Here is a 15,791-nt window from a genome sequence, read left to right as displayed (position 1 = left end):
TAACTTCGAGGGGACCTTTTGCCGGAGGTCACGATGACTGTCTTCTCTGCACGCTCGGTGCCCTCCCCCCGGGCGCTACCTGCCAGTCCCGCCAGCCCGCTCCCACCGTTGGAGGCCGTCCGGCCGACCCCGTTGGAGTGGGCCCGTCGGCGCCGGGCCGAGCGGGCAGAGCGACGCATCGAGGCGGCGGGGGCCCGAGCGCTCAGCAGGTTGGAGCATCTCGGTCCATCGTGGCACGTCGTCGACTGGCCGCGGACCGAGCTGACCGAGAGCAGTCTCCTCGACCTGGACTACCGGCCCCGGGACGACCGGGCCGGGTTCCTCGCGATCGGCCCCAGTGGCCTCTTCGCGGTCACCGTGGCGGACCACGGACGGGCCCGGGTGTTGATCGCGGGAGACGTCGTACAGATCAACGGAAAGCGGCCGGCCTACGTCAGCGAGGCGCGCCGGGACGCGAAGCGCGCCAGCAAGGCCCTCTCCAACGCCGTCGGCCTCACCATCCCCGTGACGCCGGTGTTGACCTTCGTCGGCTCCGGCGTGATCAGCGTGTACGGGTTGCCGAAGGACTGTCTGGTCGCGACCCATCGGGAGCTGGACCGGCTGCTCGTGGCGGGCGGCAACCGGATCAGCGCGGCGACCGCCGAGAAGCTCTCCCGGATCGCCCAGAGCCCCTCCACCTGGCTGAACGCTCCCTATCGGTCGGCCGCGGACTACCGGTGGTACGGGGAGGGCCAAACGGCGGCTGACAAGCGGGCCGCCCGGAGGTAGCGTCACCAGCCAAGGCCCGCCACCGAACGGCGGCCCGAGGCTGGCGCGTACGTCAGCGCAGGTCGGCGAAGGGTCACCGTTCGACGGCGGGGCACGGCGGCGGACCAGGTCGCCTGGCTCCGCGCCGGGATGTCGCCGCTCCCGGCGCGGACCGGCTAGCGTGGGGTATGCGGTTGGTGGAACAGGAGGCGCGGGTGGCCCACGTCGAACTCTCGATCTCGGAGGCGTTCACGCCGTCACCGACCCCGACGCGCGGGCAGCATCGCGCCGGGTTCCTCGGAGCGGAGGGTGGGGCCGAGGTCGACGGCTTCGACCGCTGGGCGGACACCGTCGCGACCGCCGCCGAACCCTGCCTGCTCATCACCCGGGACTCGACCATCGCGGCCGTCTCGCCCGCCGGCTGCCAGCTCCTCGGCTTCGGCACCCCGATCGCCGTCTTCGGGCAGCCCCTGTTGGACACCCTGCGGCTGCTCGACTTCACCGCGGCCAGGGGCGAGTTGACCGAGCAGGACGTCGAGAAGATCCCTCCGCTGCTCGCCGTCAGCTCGCAGCGGCTCGCCCGCGGCCTGCTCCGGGTGGAGGGCTCCGGCCCGAACGGGGCCGACACCACCGTCGACGCCATCGCCACCCCGATCCTCGGGCCGGACGGGGCCGTGGTCGGCTCCCTGACCTTCTTCTCCCCGGTCTGATCGGGCCTTGGGTCTCGTCTCACCGGTCTGAGCGGGCCCGGGTTCTCGGGCCCCGCTCTCCGATCCTCGCGCGTCGGATCCTGCCCCGGCCGCCGGCACCCGCGGCGGTCACGTCCTACCATGGGCCGGAAGATCTCGCCGACAGCACCACGGCGCCCGCCTACGCCCGAGGATCCGGCCGTGCCCAGTTCCCCGTCCCGCGCCGCGGCCCGTCGTACGAGCGTCCGCGTACGGCTCGCCGCCGGCCTCGCTCTGGTCGGCTGCCTGGCGACGGCGGCCTGCGGGGTACCGCCCGACCTGGAGACGCCCCGCGCGGCCACCCCACCCCGGCCCAGCCCGACCCCGACGACCGGCGCTGTGCCGACCTCCAGCCCCACCCCGATGGCCACGGTGACCGCCACGCCGAGCGGGGACGGCTCGACCGCGACGGACTGCGCGGGGCGGCCCAGCCGGGAGCAGATCATCGCCCTGCTCCGCCGTACGAACGTCCTGCCGCGCAGCGCCCGGACCACCTTCCGGACCGGGCCGCTCTGCGCCGCCGGATGGCAGTTCAGCGTGATCGAGGTGCCGGACCGGGATCTCCTCCAGGTGGTGTCGACCGGTTCCCCCGCCTCGCTCCGGCTGGTCACGGCCGGCAACGACGTCTGCACCATCCGGGTCCGCGTCGAGGCGCCGGCCGGGATCCGTACCCTCGCCTGCGACTGACCGCCGCCGCGACTCCCGCCCGGCCGGCACCGGCCGTTACGTAGGCTGGACGCCATGCCCGGAACACCACCGACCCGCTTCGTCTACCTCGGTCCGGAGGGGACCTTCGCCGAGCAGGCGCTGCGGACCATCCCCGCCGCCGAACGGGGGACCCGGATCCCGGCGCGCAGCGTCCCCGAGGCCCTGGACGCGGTCCGGGCCGGGGAGGCCGACGCCGCCCTGGTGCCCCTGGAGAACTCGATCGGCGGAGCCGTCGCGGTCACACTGGACGAGATGGTGGAGGGCGCGCCGCTGATGATCACCCGTGAGGTGGTCCTGCCGGTCGAGTTCGTCCTCGCCGCCCGGCCGGGCCGGAGCCTGGCCGAGATCCGCACGGTGGCGGCCCACCCGCAGGCGTCGACCCAGTGCCGGCGCTGGCTCCGGGAGCATCTGCCGGACGCGGTCGTGGTGGACGTCCTCTCCAACGCCGCCGCGGCCGCCGCGGTGGTCGATGGCGCGCAGGATGCGGCGATCTGCGCGCCGTTCGGCGCGGAACGGCACCGGCTGGCCGTACTGGCCGACAAGATCGCCGACCACGACGACGCGGTGACGCGGTTCGTCCTGCTCACCCGGCCCGGGCCGCCCCCGCCCCGAACCGGGGACGACCTGACCTCGCTCGTCGTCTACATCGCGCACGACCGGGTGGGCGCGCTGCTCGCCGTCCTGATGGAACTGGCGGTACGGGGGGTCAACCTCACCCGGATCGAGTCGCGACCGACCGGCGAGGCGCTCGGCCGGTACGCGTTCTTCCTCGACTGCACCGGGCACGTGGCCGACGACCGGGTCGGTGAGGCGTTGCAGGGGCTCTACCGGATCTGCGCCCGGGTGCGGTTCCTCGGGTCGTACCCCCGGCACCGGCGGGTGGCCGGGGTGGCGGACCGGCCGGTTCCCGCCCCCGCCGGCCTCTCCGACGACGACTACGCCAACGCCGCGGCCTGGCTGGCCCGGCTCCGTGCCGGTGACCTCACCTGAGTCGGCGGGGCCTGCCGCGGCTCGGCGCGCAGGGCCGGGGTCCGACGCCACCGCCCGGACGGAAGGGGCTCAGTCGTCCAGCAGACCGCTGAGGAATCCGCCCCCGCCGCCGCGGTGATCGTCGCCGCCCAGGATCGGCTGCTCCTCCGAGGGCTGCACGATCACGAAGCCCTGGCCGGCCAGGCTCATCGTGAAGGCCTCGCCGGTACGCCGGCCGAACAGCGTACCGATACCCAGCTGCTCGGCCCGGTGGTAGCCGGTCTGGAGGCTCGCCGACCAGCAGACCGCCGCCTGCGGGTCGACGTACGTCGGGGCGTCGACGGTGAGCACCACCGGGGTCCCCTCGGTGGTGATGGCGATCCGGCCGTATCCGGTGAAGACACAGTTGAAGAGGCCGGCCGAGGACAACATCCCGGCCCCGCCGACCAGCCGGATGTCGTACTGGAGGGTGGGCTCGAAGGCGAGGACGTTCGATCCGTTGATCGACAGCGCGTCCCCGGGCTCCAGGTCGATGATGTGGACGTCCTTCGCGGCGTCGGCGAGGAAGACGTCGCCCTGGCCGGTCAGCCTCATCAGCGGGACGCCCTCGCCGGTGAGCTTCTGCTTGATGAACCTGCCGAGCCCGCCGGAGCCGAGCGCCTGGAACTGCACGTGTCCCTGGTACGCCACCATCGAGCCAACCCGGGCCATCGCCTCGCCGTTGAGTTCGATCTTCAACATCTTCGAGTTCTGCAGCCGCATGCCGGGCTGGTGGGACTCCTTCTCCAGGTTCTCCGACGAGAACAGCGCGCTCCGCATCACGTTCCTCCTGAGGGTGGCTGAGGCGAGGGTAGGTAACCGACGCAAGCGGGCGGCGCCGGCCGACCCCGGGAGGCGCGCCCGCGCTCCGGCCGCTCAGGCCCAGCCGAGTTCGTGCAGCCGGTCGTCGTCGATGCCGAAGTGGTGGGCGATCTCGTGTACGACGGTGATCGCCACCTCGTCGACGACGTCGTCCTCGGTGTCGCAGATCCGCAGGATCGGGTTGCGGAAGATCAGGATCCGGTCTGGCAGCACCCCGGCGTAGTCCCAGCCCCGGGTGGTCAGCGCGTGTCCCTCGTAGAGGCCGAGCAGCTCCGGCTCGCCCTCCGGCGACTCGTCCTCGACCAGGATGACCACGTTGTTCATCAGGCGGAGCAGTTCCTCGGGCACCTCGTCGAGAGCCTCGGCGACCAGCTCCTCGAAGCGCTCGCGGCTCATCTCGACGGGCACGGGCCCATTCTGCCGTACCGACGGTCACGGGAGCAGCGGCGAGCCGGGGACGAGCCCGGGGCCACGGAGCACGAGCGGCACGTCCACGCGCGTCGGCGGTCGCGGTGACCGGTGATCCGGCAGCGCTCGCCGAAGAGCTGCCGGTCACCGCGACCGGACACCAGACGTGTCGGTCAGGCGGAGAGGCGGGCGGTGAGGGAGATCTCGGCACCCGGCGAGAGCAGCCGGGAGATCGGGCAGTTGGCCTTTGCGGTCTCGGCGAGCTTGGTGAACTCGGCCTCGTCGATGCCGGGCACCTCGCCCACGGTGTCGAGGTCGATCCGGGTCACGGTCATCCCGGCGTCGGTCTTGTCCAGGTGCACCTTGGCGGTGGTCTCCACCGAGGTCGGGGTGAACCCGGCGTCGGCGAGGGCCTTGGACAGCGCCATCGAGAAACAGCCGGCGTGGGCCGCCCCGATCAGCTCCTCGGGGTTGGTCCCCTCGCCCTCCTCAAAGCGCGACTTGAACGAGTAGGCCCCCTCGAGCCCGCCCTTGCCGGTGCGGATCGTGCCGGAGCCCTCGGTGAGATTGCCCTGCCAGCGGGCGGATGCGGTGCGGATAGGCATGGTCACGACGCTAACCCAAAGTGCGGGGTGACGCGACGGTGTCGGTCACAGCGGTGGCCGGTGTCGACCGGGACGCTGTGCCATCATCGACGGCAGGAGCGCGCCGTGTGAGGGGTCAGGCATGTCCCAGGACTTCCCCATTCCCCGGCAGGACGGATTTCCCCGGCCAGACGGGCCGAGCGACCCTGCGGCACCGGCGGCGGACGCCGGTCCGGTTTCGGCGGCCACACCGGACGGTACGGTCGGCGTCGTCTCCCTGGGCGGACGGGCCGGCGGCGGGTGGACCGGGCGTGCCCTCAGCCGGCTCCACCGCGACGGCCGGCCGGTGCCGGTGGCCGCGGCGCTCGGTGCACTCGCGATCTTCGGCTCGCTCGTCGAGGACTGGACGGTCATCCACCTCCCCACCGAGAGCGGCACCGACCCCGACGCGCGGGGCGAGGTCGCCAGCGGCGTCGCGGAGCTGCTCACCTTCGGTCCGGCGTACCTGCTTGGGATCCTCGTGGTGACCGCCTGTCTCGCCCTGGTCCTCTTCGGCTCGCCCGGGATCCGGCACAACGCCCGGGTGGCCGGCCTGGCGGCCGCCGGCGTGGTGCTCGGCTTCCTGATCGCCACCGCCGCCTTCCTCAGCGACACCGCCAGCCGCCGCTGGGAGGGCTACGGCCAGCTCGAAGGGCTGACCACGGAGCACGGCCGCGGTCTGGTCCTGGCGTTCGTCGGCACCGGCCTCTTCGGTCTCGCCCTGCTGCTCGCCGGACCCTTCGTCCGGGCGGCCGGGGCCGCCACCCCGCCACCGACCGCCGGGGCGGGTACGACCGACGCGGCGCCGGCGCCGGACTGGCCGTGGTACCGGCCCCCGCGGAGCCGGCGCGCGGAGCCGGACGACGACGATCGGGAGGCGCCGATCGACCTCACGGTCACCCCGACCAAGCCCTTCGTGCGCTAGCCGCCCTGGGGCGTCCTGGCCCGGACGAGGCCCCCGCTCCGGGCGCGGCCATATGTCGATGCACCTCCGCCCCCGCCCCCGGTAGGCTCGGTTCCCGTGATTGACCTGCGCCTGCTCCGCGACGACCCGGACACCGTACGTGCCAGCCAGCGTGCCCGTGGAGAGTCCGAATCCGCGGTCGACGACCTGCTCCGCGCCGACGAGGAGCGACGGGCGGCGGTCCAGCGCTTCGAGGCGCTCCGCGCCGAGCAGAAGCAGCTCGGCAAGCGAATGCCGAAGGCCGACCCGGCGGAGAAGGCCGAACTGCTGGCCCGGACGAAGGCCCTCGCCGCCGAGGTGAAGGCGGCCGAGGCCGCGGTCGACGAGGCCGAGGCGGCGCTGCGCCGGGCGCAGTACGCGATCCCGAACATCGTCGAGGAGGGGACGCCTCCCGGCGGCGAGGACGACTACGTGGTGCTGCGTGAGGTCGGCACCCGGCCCGAGATCGCGAACCCCCGCGACCACCTGGAGCTGGGGGAGAGGCTGGGGGCCATCGACGTCGAACGCGGGGCGAAGACGTCGGGCAGCCGCTTCTACTTCCTGACCGGGGTCGGTGCGCTGCTCCAGCTCGGTCTGCTCCAGCTCGCCATGAACCAGGCGGTGGAGTACGGCTTCATTCCCAGCATCACTCCGACGCTGGTCAAGCCGGAGTCGATGGAGGGGACCGGCTTCCTCGGCGCGCACGCCAGCGAGGTGTACCGGCTGGAGGCCGACGACCTCTACCTGGTCGGCACGAGCGAGGTGTCGCTCGCCGCGTACCACGGGGGGGAGATCCTCGACCTGACCGAGCCGATCCGGTACGCCGGCTGGTCGTCGTGCTTCCGGCGCGAGGCCGGGTCGTACGGCCGGGACACCCGGGGCATCATGCGGGTGCATCAGTTCGACAAGGTCGAGATGTTCTCCTACTGCCGACCGGAGCAGGCACACGACGAGCACCTGCGACTGCTGGCGTGGGAGGAGGAGATGCTGGCCAAGGTCGAGATCCCGTACCGGGTGATCGACGTGGCCGCCGGCGACCTCGGCACCAGCGCCGCCCGCAAGTACGACTGCGAGGCCTGGGTGCCGTCGCAGGGCCGCTACCGGGAGGTCACCTCCACCTCGAACTGCACCACGTTCCAGGCACGGCGGCTGAACGTGCGGTACCGGGACGAACAGGGCCGCCCGCAGGTCGCCGCTACCCTCAACGGGACCCTCGCCACCACCCGCTGGCTGGTGCCGATCCTGGAAAACCACCAGCAGCCGGACGGCTCGGTCCGGGTCCCGAAGGCGCTCCAGCCGTACGTCGGGGGACGGGACGTGCTCGAACCGAAGTGACCCGGGGAGGTCGGCGACGCTTCACGCAAAAGTCATGGTTGGGCTGCGGAAGGTGAGATACGGTTGCTGCCCCGCCATCGCCGGCTGACCCGGTGAGACCGCGTCTCCGCTCGTCACGGGCGGCCGGTGGGTGGCAGGGCGGAAGGAGGAGCCATGCCGCGACCCGGGCTGCCGAAGCTGATCGCCACCGACCTCGACGGGACCCTGGTCCGCAGCGACGACACCGTCTCGGCGTACACCCACGAGGTGCTGGACCGGGTGCGGGCCGCCGGCATCCCGGTGGTCGGCGCCACCGGACGCGGCCCGCGGCTGGCCGAACTGACCCGCAACGACATCCGGGCCGCCGACTTCCTGGTGATGGCGGGCGGCGGCCGGGTGATCGACCAGAGCGACCCGCGCGGGCCGATCGTCCTCCGGGACGAGCGGCTGCCCGGTCCGGCCCTGGCCGACCTGCTGCACGCGATCGAGGCCGAGGTCGGCCCGCTCACCGTGATGGTCGAGGCGCTGGATGAACCGAACGCCCCGCTCTGGGGTGATTTCGACGTGACCTGGCCGTACCAGGACCGCTTCGAGCCCCGACCCCGGCTCGACTGCCTGACCGGTGACGTGATCAAGGCGTTCGCCCGGGCACCCGGGCACGACGTGGACGAGCTGCTCACCATCGCCCAGCGGATCGTGCCGCCGGAGCAGGCGGCGATCACCCAGGCCGGACTCGGCTTCATCGAGATCTGCCCGCCCGGCGTGGACAAGGCGACCGGTCTCGCGGTGGTCGCCGAAGCCCTCGGTGTCGACCCCGCCGAGGTCCTGGTCTTCGGCGACATGCCCAACGACCTGCCGATGTTCGAGTGGGCGGGCTGGGCGCGGGTGGCGGTCTCCAACGCCCACCCGCTGGTCCGCCGGGCCGCCGACGAGGTGACCCTGCGCAACGACGACGACGGGGTAGCGATCTATCTTGATCGACTACTGTCCCGCTGACGAGCGCACTGCCCCGGCTGGTGGTCACCTGGAGCGCCTGTTCCGGTTCGGCGGCCTCGAGGCCGGCGACCGGCCGCCAGAGCCCCGGCGACCGGCCGTTAGCCCCGGCGCAGCGCGGCGTCGACCGGTGGGATGCCGGTGCCGACCGGCCGCGTACCGGTGCCCGCGCCGACGGGTGACGGTCTGGGCCACAGCGGCGGACCGCCCTGCCGCTTGTAGGTGCGGGTGAAGATCGTGGTGCTGGCCCCGGTGACCGCGGAGAGCGCCCCGACCGTGTCGATCAGGTGGGTGTAGACGGCCGACGGGTCGGGCAGCAGCAGGCTCGCCGCGAGCGGGACCGGGCCGCTGGTCGCGGCGGCGAACGAGACGTCGGGGTGCCCGGCGAGGGCGTCACCGACCTCGGCGAGCGCGGAGGGTGGGACGGTCAGCCAGAGCATCGCCTCGGTCCGCAGGCCGACGGCGCGTGGATCGAAGTCGACCTCGAACCGGACGACGCCGGTCTCCCGGAGTGCCCGCAGACGGCGGCGAGCCGCCGACTCGGAGACGCCCGCCCGGGCGGCGAGGTCGCTGACCGGGGTGCGGCCGTCGACCCCCAACTCCGCCAGGAGGCGACGGTCGACGGCGCTCACCTCCGGGCGGCGCCCGCCTGCCCGCTCCGGACGGCGTGACGTCGGCTCGTCGGGTGCGAGCAGGGCGACCCGGTCCGGGCCGAGCGGGGAGGGCCAGCCGCGCCACGGCGCCCGGCCGGCCCCGAAGCGGTGCAGAACGCAGTAGGCGGCGACGCTGACCACCCGGGGCGTCCGGTCCAGGCTAACCAGCAGCTGTTCCTCCTCCCCCGGGGTCGCCGCGCGCAGGCCACAGACGATCTCGCCGCCCCCGGAGGTCCGTACCCAGGTGGTGGCGGACCGCGCGGCGAGCGCCCGCGCGATGCGGTCGGCCCGGTCCGGGGCGCACCGGATCCGCAGCAGCCACGGCGTGGCGCCGAGCGCCCAGTACGGACTCCACCCCACCACCCGCACCGTCCCCTCGGCGCGCAACCGCTGGTACCGGCGGGCCACCATCTGCGCGGGCAGTCCGACGGCCCGGCCGATCCGCTCGAACGACGCCCGGCCGTCGACCTGGAGGGCCTGGATGATCCACTGATCGCGCTCGTCCATGACGCTTTCCACCTGTTTAGTCTTGCCGGATCCTGATTTCCACCGAATCAGCCGGCGGGACGAGCCGTTCCCGCCGGAGCGGCCGCAGAGTGGGAGACCGGCGGGTATCGGATCGGCACGGAGCGTTCCCATGCGAAGGTGGTGGCCACTGGTCGCGGTCGGGCTGGGCGCGTTCATGCTGTTGGTCGACGTCACCATCGTCAACGTCGCGCTGCCGGCGATGGCGGACGAGCTCGGTACGTCCTTCGCCGGTCTCCAGTGGGTCGTGGACGGTTACGCCCTGGCCCTGGCCGCGCTGCTGCTCGGCACCGGCACGCTGGCGGACCGGCTCGGCCACCGGCGGGTCTACGTCGGCGGGCTCGGGCTCTTCGGTCTCGCCTCGCTGGGCTGCGCCCTGGCCCCGTCGACCGGGATGCTGATCACGGGTCGGCTGCTCCAGGGAGCCGGGGCGGCGGCGATGTTCGCCACCACGCTGGCGCTGCTCGGCACGACGTACCACGGACGGGACCGGGCGGTCGCGTTCGGGGTCTGGGGCGCGGTCAACGGGGGCGCCGCCGCGGCCGGCCCGGTCGTCGGCGGACTGCTCACCGAGCACCTGAGTTGGCGGTGGATCTTCGCGGTGAACGTGCCGGTGGCGGCGCTGGCCGTCGCGATCACGCTGTGGACCGTCGCCGGTGGCACCGGGGCGGGTCGGCGCCGGCTCGACCCGCTCGGGATCGTCACGTTCACGATCGCCGCGGCGGCGACGACGTACGGGCTGATCCGCGGAGGCGAGCAGGGCTGGACCGGGCCCGACTCCTGGGCACCCCTGCTGGTGGCGGCGGTGGCGCTGGTGGGCTTCGTCGCTGTCGCGCGTCGGGTGGCCGAGCCGATGCTGGATCTCGGGTTGTTCCGGCACCGGGCCTTCGTCGGGCTGCTCGGTGCCGGCGCGCTGCTGTCGCTGTCGGCGTGGGCGATGCTTCCGTACGCCTCGCTCTGGATGCAGCATCGGCTCGGCCTCGGTCCGGTCGCCGCCGGCCTGGTCATCCTGCCGATGAGCCTCGTCTCGTTCGTGGTGCCCCTGGTGATGGGGCGGTTCGGGCACGGTGTCCCGGCCCGGTGGTCGGTGGCGGGCGGGCTGCTGTTGGTCGGCGTGGGAGATGTCCTACAGGCGCGAATCCAGGCCGGCTCGGGCGCGGGGGTGCTCGTTCCGGGAATGGTCTGCGTCGGCCTCGGCGCGGGGCTGGCGCTGCCCCCGCTGTCGTCGGCGCTGCTCGGCACGGTGCCCCGGGAACGGGCCGGGATGGCCGGAGGTGCGCTGAACGCGGCCCGCCAGCTCGGGCTGGCGCTCGGGGTGGCGGTACTGGGTGGGATCGTCTCGGCGGTGGCGCCCGGCGGGCCGGCCGGGCCGGCCGCCGAGGTCGCCGAGGTCGCCGAGGTCGCCGCCGCGCTCACCACGAGCTACCTGGTGGCGGGCGGGGCGGGGCTGGTGGGCGCCGTCCTGACCGTCGTGCTCGTGGGTGCCACGGCACCGAGCCGGGCTGACGCACCGACCCGGACCGGCGCCGCGGCGGCGGGCGGTCGGACGCCGCGCCCTGGTGAGGCCGGGGCGGAGGAGGTCGCCGCCGGCGGGGCGGAGGCCCGACGGCCGGCCGGCACACCGCTCGGCCGTTCCTGAGCCGTCCGGGCCGGGTGGGAGGCTGCGGCCGGGACCAGCCCAGCCGGGACGGTACACGGTGGCCGGTCGGGAGTCAGGCGCACGGTGGCCGGTCGGGAGTGTCAGAGGTACTGGCCGGTGCCGTGGCCCTCGCTCCGTTCACCGGGGCCTCCGGGCACTCCCGGCGCGGTGCCACCCGGCCCCATCGGCAGCGCCGGCCGACCGGAGCGCATCTGCTCCAGCTGCATCCGGGCCGCCATCTGCTGCGCGACCAGGGCCGCCTGGATGCCGTGGAAGAGCCCCTCCAACCAGCCGACGAGCTGGGCCTGGGCGATTCGCAGTTCGGCCTCGCTCGGCGTGGCGTCCTCACCGAACGGCAGCGAAAGCCGCTCCAGCTCCTCCCGCAGCTCCGGGGCGAGCCCGTCCTCCAGTTCGACGATCGACCGCTGGTGGATCTCGCGGAGTCGGTTGCGGCTGGCATCATCCAGCGGCGCGGCCTTGACCTCCTCCAGCAGCTGCTTGATCATGCTGCCGATCCGCATCACCTTCGCCGGCTGCTCGATCAACCGGCCCGGGTCCTCGCCCGACGTCTCGCCATCAGTCGGCATGGTGCCAACCGGACGCCCGTCCGGGCCGACCACCAGCACCGCCCCACCGGGTCGGTCACCCGGCTTGCTCGACTCGTCCTTGCCTTCCGGGGAACGTGGCACGTCGGTCATGCTCCCATCTTTGCGCAACCCGCCGCCCCGCCGCGCATCGGCGCCACGTGGTCGGAACCACGGCCGTGGGCGGGAGCGACCCGCCGGAGCGGGTCTGGTCACACCGCCCCGATGGTCGCGGCCGGTACCGTCCGGCCATGGTCGACAGCCCAGCCGCCGCCGCGGGAGATGCCGGGGTCCCGTCCGACGACCCACGCTCGGTCCTCGACCGACCGGCGCCGCCGCCCGACGCCCAGGTCCGGTACGGCGACCATCCCGACCAGGTCGCCGACCTGCGTACGCCGGCTCCCGGTCCGCCCCGGCCGCTGGTGGTGGTGATCCACGGTGGCTTCTGGCGGGCCGAGTACGACCGCCGGCACACCGGTCCGCTCGCCGCTGACCTGGCCGCCCGGGGCTACCCGGTCGCCCAGCTGGAATACCGGCGGACCGGTCAACCGGGCGGCGGCTGGCCGGGCACCCTCGACGACGTCGCGCACGGGGTGACCGCCGTGCCCGCCCTGGCCCGGGCGGCGCTTCCCGCCGACCGGGTCGCTCCGGGTCCGCCGATCCTGCTCGGGCACTCCGCGGGCGGGCACCTCGCGCTCTGGTACGCCACCCGGGCGGGGGCCGACCTCCGCGGGGTGCTCGCCCTGGCCCCGGTGGCCGACCTGACCGAGGCGTACCGGCGGGACCTGGACGGCGGCGCGGTGGCGGCGCTGCTCGGCGGCGGCCCCGACGACGTGCCGGAGCGGTACGCGGCGGCGGACCCGGCCCGCCGTCCCCCGCCCGCCGTGCCGGTACGGATCGTGCACGGGCGACGGGACCAACAGGTGCCGGTGGAGCTGAGCGTCGGGTACGCGTCCCTGGCCCGACGTGCCGGTGCCGACCTGCGGCTGGTCGAACTGCCCGACTGCGAGCACTTCGGCCTGATTGATCCCCTGTCCGCCGCCTGGACTGCGGTGATAGCCGGGTTACATTCGCTCACCGAGTAACCACACACCATTGACGCAGCGTCGCGTACCCGGTAGAACGCCGGAGGGGCTGCGATCCAGGCGCACCTCCGGGAGGGTTTCGTGTCGCAGATGGACCGCAGACAGGCGCTCAGGGTGCTGGGTGCCCTGGGTGCTACCGGCCTGACCGCGGCCTGCAGCCGGTGGGTCGGTGACGACGCCGGGGAGCCGAGCAGCGACGAGCCGGTCCGGATCGGCATGGTCGCCGCCCAGTCCGGCGCCTTCAAGCCGATCGGCGACGAACTCATCCGGGGTTTCCAGCTCTATCTCGACCTGAACGACCAGCGGTTGGGCGGGCACCCGGTGGAGCTCGTCGTCGCCGACGAGGGCGAGACGCCCGACTCCGGCAAGGCCGCGGTGGAGGGGCTGATCAAGCAGGGGGTCGTGGCGCTCACCGGGGTGGTCAGCTCGGCGGTGATGTCCGCGATCCGGGACACCGTGGAGCAGTCGAAGGTCCCCCTGATCAGCTCCAACGCCTCGCCGGCGACGTTGCAGAGCGTCGTCTACATCTGGCGCACCTCGTACGTGAACGACGAGGCGGGGCGGGCCCTCGCCCCGTACGTGGCCCAGCGGGTCCCGGCCGGCGGTCGGGTCGCGATCGTCGCCCCCGACTACGACGCCGGGTTCGACGCGGTCCAGGGGTTCCGCCAGAGCTTCGGGGAGTCCGACGACCGGATCGCCGACCCGGTGATCTGGACGAGGTACGTCAAGGGCAAGCCCGGCCGCAACACGTACGCCGCGGCGATCAACGAGATCATGTCCCGGAAGCCGGACGCCCTCTACTGCTTCTTCTCCGGCGAGGCCGCCGTCGTGTTCCTGAAGCGGCTGCACGAGGCCGGCTTCCGCAAGCAGATCTACGCGCCGGGCTTCCTCACCGAGGGGACCGTGCTCGAACAGCTCAAGGTCTCCGAGGCCGAGGGGATCCTGACCTCGCTGAACTACTCGGCGGACCTCAACAACGCGGCCAACCGCCGGTTCGCCTCCGCCTTCCGCAAGGCGCACGGCTCGACGCCGACCACCTACGCGGTGGCGTCGTACGACGCGGCGCAGGTGCTGGACAAGGGAATCCGGCTCGCCGGTCGCGACCTCAGCCCGCTCAACCTGAACCTGGCGCTCGGCCGGGTCGGTCAGATCGACAGCCCGCGCGGGCCGTGGCAGTTCAACCAGCCGCGTACCCCGCAGCAGAAGTGGTACCTGCGCCGGGTGCAACGGGACGGGCAGGTCCTCTCCAACGTCCTCATCAGCGAGTTGGCGACCCTGGGCTGACCGCCTCCGTACCGCCGCGTCGCTGTTTCGGTCCCCCCGGCCTGGGTAAGAACCGGACGAGGGGGGTGGCATGGCCCGGGAATGGCGCAACTGGTCGGGCAGCCTCCGCTTCGTTCCGGGCGAGTACGCGGAGCCGGCCAGCGAGGACGAGGTCCGGGGGCTGGTCGAACGGGCCCGGGCCACCGGCCGGACCCTGCGACCGGTCGGTTCCGGGCACTCCTCCAGCCCGCTGGTCCGCACCGACGGGATCCTGATCGACCTGCGCCGACTCGACGGCCTGCTGCACCAGGACCAGCAGCGCCGGCAGGCCACCGTCGGCGCCGGCAGCCGGCTGCGGGACCTCGGCGAGCAGCTCTACGACGCCGGGTTGGCGATGGACAACCTCGGCGACATCGACCTGCAGACGATCGCGGGCGCCACCGCCACGGGTACGCACGGCACCGGGCTGCGGTTCGGCAATCTCTCCACGCAGATCGTGGCGGTCCGGTTGGTCACCGGGACCGGTGACGTGCTGGACGTCTCCGCCACCGACCACCCCGACCTGCTGCCGGCGGTCCGGCTCTCCCTGGGCGCGCTCGGCGTCCTCACCCGGATCACCCTGCAACTGAGTCAGGTGTACAAGCTGCACCGGCGCACCTGGTGCAGCCACGTGGACTGGACCCTCGACAACCTGGAACAGCTCCAGCGGGAGAACCGGAACATGGACTTCTACTGGTACCCGCGCAGCGATCAGACCCAGATCCGGACACTGAACCCGATCGGGCACGAGCCGGAGCTGCGGCCGCCGACGCCGTACCGGGAGAGCCTCGCCGAGGCGAGCCACCTCAGCATTCCCCGCCACCGCGAGCTGCGGTTCGACGAGATCGAGTACCTGATCCCCTCCGCGGCCTTCCCCGACTGTTTCGCCGAACTGCGGCGGCGGATCAGGGACCGCCACCGGCGGGAGGTGGGCTGGCGGATCCTGGTCCGTACGGTGGCGGCGGACGACATCTACCTCAGCGGCGCGTACGGCCGGCCGACCACCACCATCGCCTGCCTCCAGAACACCTCCCTGCCGCACGACGCGTACTTCGCCGACGTCGAGGAGGTGTTTCTGCAGTACGGCGGACGACCGCACTGGGGGAAGAAGCACTCGCTCACCGCCCGGGAGCTGCGTCCGCTCTATCCCGCGTGGGACGCCTTCGCCGAGGTCCGTCGCACCCTCGACCCGGACGGCGTCTTCCTCACCCCGGACCTGGCCCGCCTGCTGGAGCAGCCGTGACCCGGGAACTGGGGCACCGGGTGTGGGTGGTCCCCGCCGGCCGGATCCCGTTCCCGAGCAACGGGCCCGAGCCGGCCTTCACCAGCTTCGACGAGGTCTGCGTGCTGAACGCGGGAGACGAACCCGCCGACCTGGTCCTGACCATCTACTACGAGGACCAGGAGCCGGTGGGCCCGTATCCGGTGCAGGTGCCGGCCCGCCGGGTCCGGCACATCCGGTTCAACGACCTGATCGACCCGGAGGCGCTGCGGCTGGACCGGCCGTTCGGGTGTGTGCTGCACTCCAGCGTGCCGGTGGTCGTGCAGTTCGGCCGCCAGGACACCCGGCTGCCCGGGGCGCTGGGCATCGCGACCGCTCTGGCGCACCCGGCGGACCTGCCGGACGGATAGCGGCTGGCGGCGCCCTCGGCCACGGCCGGAGCCTCGACCACGGCCGGAGCCTCGACCACGGCCGGAGCCGGCGCCGC

The 15,791-nt window shown here is 73.3% G+C and carries 17 protein-coding genes; 12 read left to right on the top strand and 5 right to left on the bottom strand.

The window, feature by feature from the left end:
- The first annotated feature begins 33 nt into the window (after positions 1-33).
- The 4 genes from EF879_RS01935 to pheA all read left to right on the top strand — a co-directional run bounded on the left by EF879_RS01935 (position 34) and on the right by pheA (position 3,173).
- Entirely contained in the window at positions 34-768 is a 735-nt protein-coding gene (locus tag EF879_RS01935) for a hypothetical protein (protein WP_123555250.1), read from the top strand.
- Between the two features lie 194 nt (positions 769-962).
- Positions 963-1,457 (top strand): hypothetical protein, encoded by a 495-nt coding sequence (locus EF879_RS01930; protein ID WP_123555248.1) that lies wholly within the window; start codon positions 963-965, stop codon positions 1,455-1,457.
- A gap of 180 nt (positions 1,458-1,637) precedes the next feature.
- Positions 1,638-2,162, top strand: a complete 525-nt coding sequence (locus tag EF879_RS01925) for a hypothetical protein (protein WP_233604168.1) — start codon at positions 1,638-1,640, stop codon at positions 2,160-2,162.
- Positions 2,163-2,216: 54 nt separating this feature from the next.
- On the top strand, positions 2,217-3,173 hold the full coding sequence (pheA, locus tag EF879_RS01920) for a prephenate dehydratase (RefSeq protein WP_123554021.1): 957 nt from the start codon (positions 2,217-2,219) through the stop codon (positions 3,171-3,173).
- Positions 3,174-3,242: 69 nt separating this feature from the next.
- On the opposite strand, the gene EF879_RS01915 is transcribed toward pheA, so the two are convergent.
- From EF879_RS01915 to EF879_RS01905, 3 genes are all read right to left on the bottom strand, one after another.
- Positions 3,243-3,971 carry an AIM24 family protein gene (locus tag EF879_RS01915; protein WP_123554019.1) on the bottom strand — a complete coding sequence of 243 codons (729 nt, stop codon included), beginning with the start codon at positions 3,969-3,971 and terminating at the stop codon, positions 3,243-3,245.
- Between the two features lie 96 nt (positions 3,972-4,067).
- On the bottom strand, positions 4,068-4,409 hold the full coding sequence (locus EF879_RS01910; RefSeq protein WP_123555244.1) for a metallopeptidase family protein: 342 nt from the start codon (positions 4,407-4,409) through the stop codon (positions 4,068-4,070).
- 185 nt (positions 4,410-4,594) lie between these two features.
- Positions 4,595-5,026 carry an OsmC family protein gene (locus EF879_RS01905; RefSeq protein ID WP_123555242.1) on the bottom strand — a complete coding sequence of 144 codons (432 nt, stop codon included), beginning with the start codon at positions 5,024-5,026 and terminating at the stop codon, positions 4,595-4,597.
- 121 nt (positions 5,027-5,147) lie between these two features.
- Between EF879_RS01905 and EF879_RS01900 the strand changes: the two genes are divergently transcribed.
- The 3 genes from EF879_RS01900 to EF879_RS01890 all read left to right on the top strand — a co-directional run bounded on the left by EF879_RS01900 (position 5,148) and on the right by EF879_RS01890 (position 8,297).
- Positions 5,148-5,969: a hypothetical protein gene (locus EF879_RS01900; RefSeq protein ID WP_123554017.1), complete on the top strand. Its 822-nt coding sequence runs from the start codon at positions 5,148-5,150 to the stop codon at positions 5,967-5,969.
- Positions 5,970-6,065: 96 nt separating this feature from the next.
- Positions 6,066-7,322: a serine--tRNA ligase gene (serS, locus tag EF879_RS01895; RefSeq protein WP_123554015.1), complete on the top strand. Its 1,257-nt coding sequence runs from the start codon at positions 6,066-6,068 to the stop codon at positions 7,320-7,322.
- Between the two features lie 153 nt (positions 7,323-7,475).
- On the top strand, positions 7,476-8,297 hold the full coding sequence (locus tag EF879_RS01890) for an HAD family hydrolase (protein WP_123554013.1): 822 nt from the start codon (positions 7,476-7,478) through the stop codon (positions 8,295-8,297).
- 98 nt (positions 8,298-8,395) lie between these two features.
- Here the strand turns inward: EF879_RS01890 and EF879_RS26915 are convergent, their stop codons facing one another.
- Positions 8,396-9,454, bottom strand: a complete 1,059-nt coding sequence (locus EF879_RS26915) for an Lrp/AsnC family transcriptional regulator (RefSeq protein WP_158624090.1) — start codon at positions 9,452-9,454, stop codon at positions 8,396-8,398.
- A 130-nt stretch (positions 9,455-9,584) separates the two neighbouring features.
- On the opposite strand from EF879_RS26915, the gene EF879_RS01875 reads away from it, so the two are divergent.
- Positions 9,585-11,111 (top strand): MFS transporter, encoded by a 1,527-nt coding sequence (locus EF879_RS01875; protein ID WP_123554009.1) that lies wholly within the window; start codon positions 9,585-9,587, stop codon positions 11,109-11,111.
- A 101-nt stretch (positions 11,112-11,212) separates the two neighbouring features.
- On the opposite strand, the gene EF879_RS01870 is transcribed toward EF879_RS01875, so the two are convergent.
- The gene (locus EF879_RS01870) at positions 11,213-11,809 is read right to left on the bottom strand and encodes a bacterial proteasome activator family protein (protein ID WP_123554007.1); all 597 of its coding nucleotides are present in this window, start codon (positions 11,807-11,809) and stop codon (positions 11,213-11,215) included.
- A gap of 137 nt (positions 11,810-11,946) precedes the next feature.
- Between EF879_RS01870 and EF879_RS01865 the strand changes: the two genes are divergently transcribed.
- From EF879_RS01865 to EF879_RS01850, 4 genes are all read left to right on the top strand, one after another.
- Positions 11,947-12,780 carry a S9 family peptidase gene (locus EF879_RS01865; protein ID WP_123555240.1) on the top strand — a complete coding sequence of 278 codons (834 nt, stop codon included), beginning with the start codon at positions 11,947-11,949 and terminating at the stop codon, positions 12,778-12,780.
- A gap of 81 nt (positions 12,781-12,861) precedes the next feature.
- Positions 12,862-14,064, top strand: coding sequence for an ABC transporter substrate-binding protein (locus EF879_RS01860; RefSeq protein WP_123554005.1), 1,203 nt, complete (start codon positions 12,862-12,864; stop codon positions 14,062-14,064).
- Between the two features lie 70 nt (positions 14,065-14,134).
- Entirely contained in the window at positions 14,135-15,325 is a 1,191-nt protein-coding gene (locus EF879_RS01855; RefSeq protein WP_123554003.1) for a D-arabinono-1,4-lactone oxidase, read from the top strand.
- Positions 15,322-15,714, top strand: a complete 393-nt coding sequence (locus EF879_RS01850) for a sensory rhodopsin transducer (RefSeq protein ID WP_123554001.1) — start codon at positions 15,322-15,324, stop codon at positions 15,712-15,714. Before EF879_RS01855 ends, EF879_RS01850 begins: the two co-directional genes overlap by 4 nt.
- Positions 15,715-15,791 lie beyond the last annotated feature (77 nt).

Source organism: Micromonospora sp. HM5-17, from assembly GCF_003762835.1.
Lineage (GTDB): Bacteria > Actinomycetota > Actinomycetes > Mycobacteriales > Micromonosporaceae > Plantactinospora.
Note: the sequence above shows the minus strand (reverse complement) of the source record. Positions and strands in the feature narration are given on the sequence as shown.

Coding starts and splice junctions, on each gene's coding strand:
- EF879_RS01935 (WP_123555250.1), top strand. CDS start 34: ATGACTGTCTTCTCTGCACGCTCGGTGCCCTCCCCCCGGGCGCTACCT.
- pheA (WP_123554021.1), top strand. CDS start 2,217: ATGCCCGGAACACCACCGACCCGCTTCGTCTACCTCGGTCCGGAGGGG.
- EF879_RS01915 (WP_123554019.1), bottom strand. CDS start 3,971: ATGCGGAGCGCGCTGTTCTCGTCGGAGAACCTGGAGAAGGAGTCCCAC.
- EF879_RS01910 (WP_123555244.1), bottom strand. CDS start 4,409: ATGAGCCGCGAGCGCTTCGAGGAGCTGGTCGCCGAGGCTCTCGACGAG.
- EF879_RS01905 (WP_123555242.1), bottom strand. CDS start 5,026: ATGCCTATCCGCACCGCATCCGCCCGCTGGCAGGGCAATCTCACCGAG.
- EF879_RS01900 (WP_123554017.1), top strand. CDS start 5,148: ATGTCCCAGGACTTCCCCATTCCCCGGCAGGACGGATTTCCCCGGCCA.
- EF879_RS01890 (WP_123554013.1), top strand. CDS start 7,476: ATGCCGCGACCCGGGCTGCCGAAGCTGATCGCCACCGACCTCGACGGG.
- EF879_RS26915 (WP_158624090.1), bottom strand. CDS start 9,454: ATGGACGAGCGCGATCAGTGGATCATCCAGGCCCTCCAGGTCGACGGC.
- EF879_RS01875 (WP_123554009.1), top strand. CDS start 9,585: ATGCGAAGGTGGTGGCCACTGGTCGCGGTCGGGCTGGGCGCGTTCATG.
- EF879_RS01870 (WP_123554007.1), bottom strand. CDS start 11,809: ATGACCGACGTGCCACGTTCCCCGGAAGGCAAGGACGAGTCGAGCAAG.
- EF879_RS01865 (WP_123555240.1), top strand. CDS start 11,947: ATGGTCGACAGCCCAGCCGCCGCCGCGGGAGATGCCGGGGTCCCGTCC.
- EF879_RS01855 (WP_123554003.1), top strand. CDS start 14,135: ATGGCCCGGGAATGGCGCAACTGGTCGGGCAGCCTCCGCTTCGTTCCG.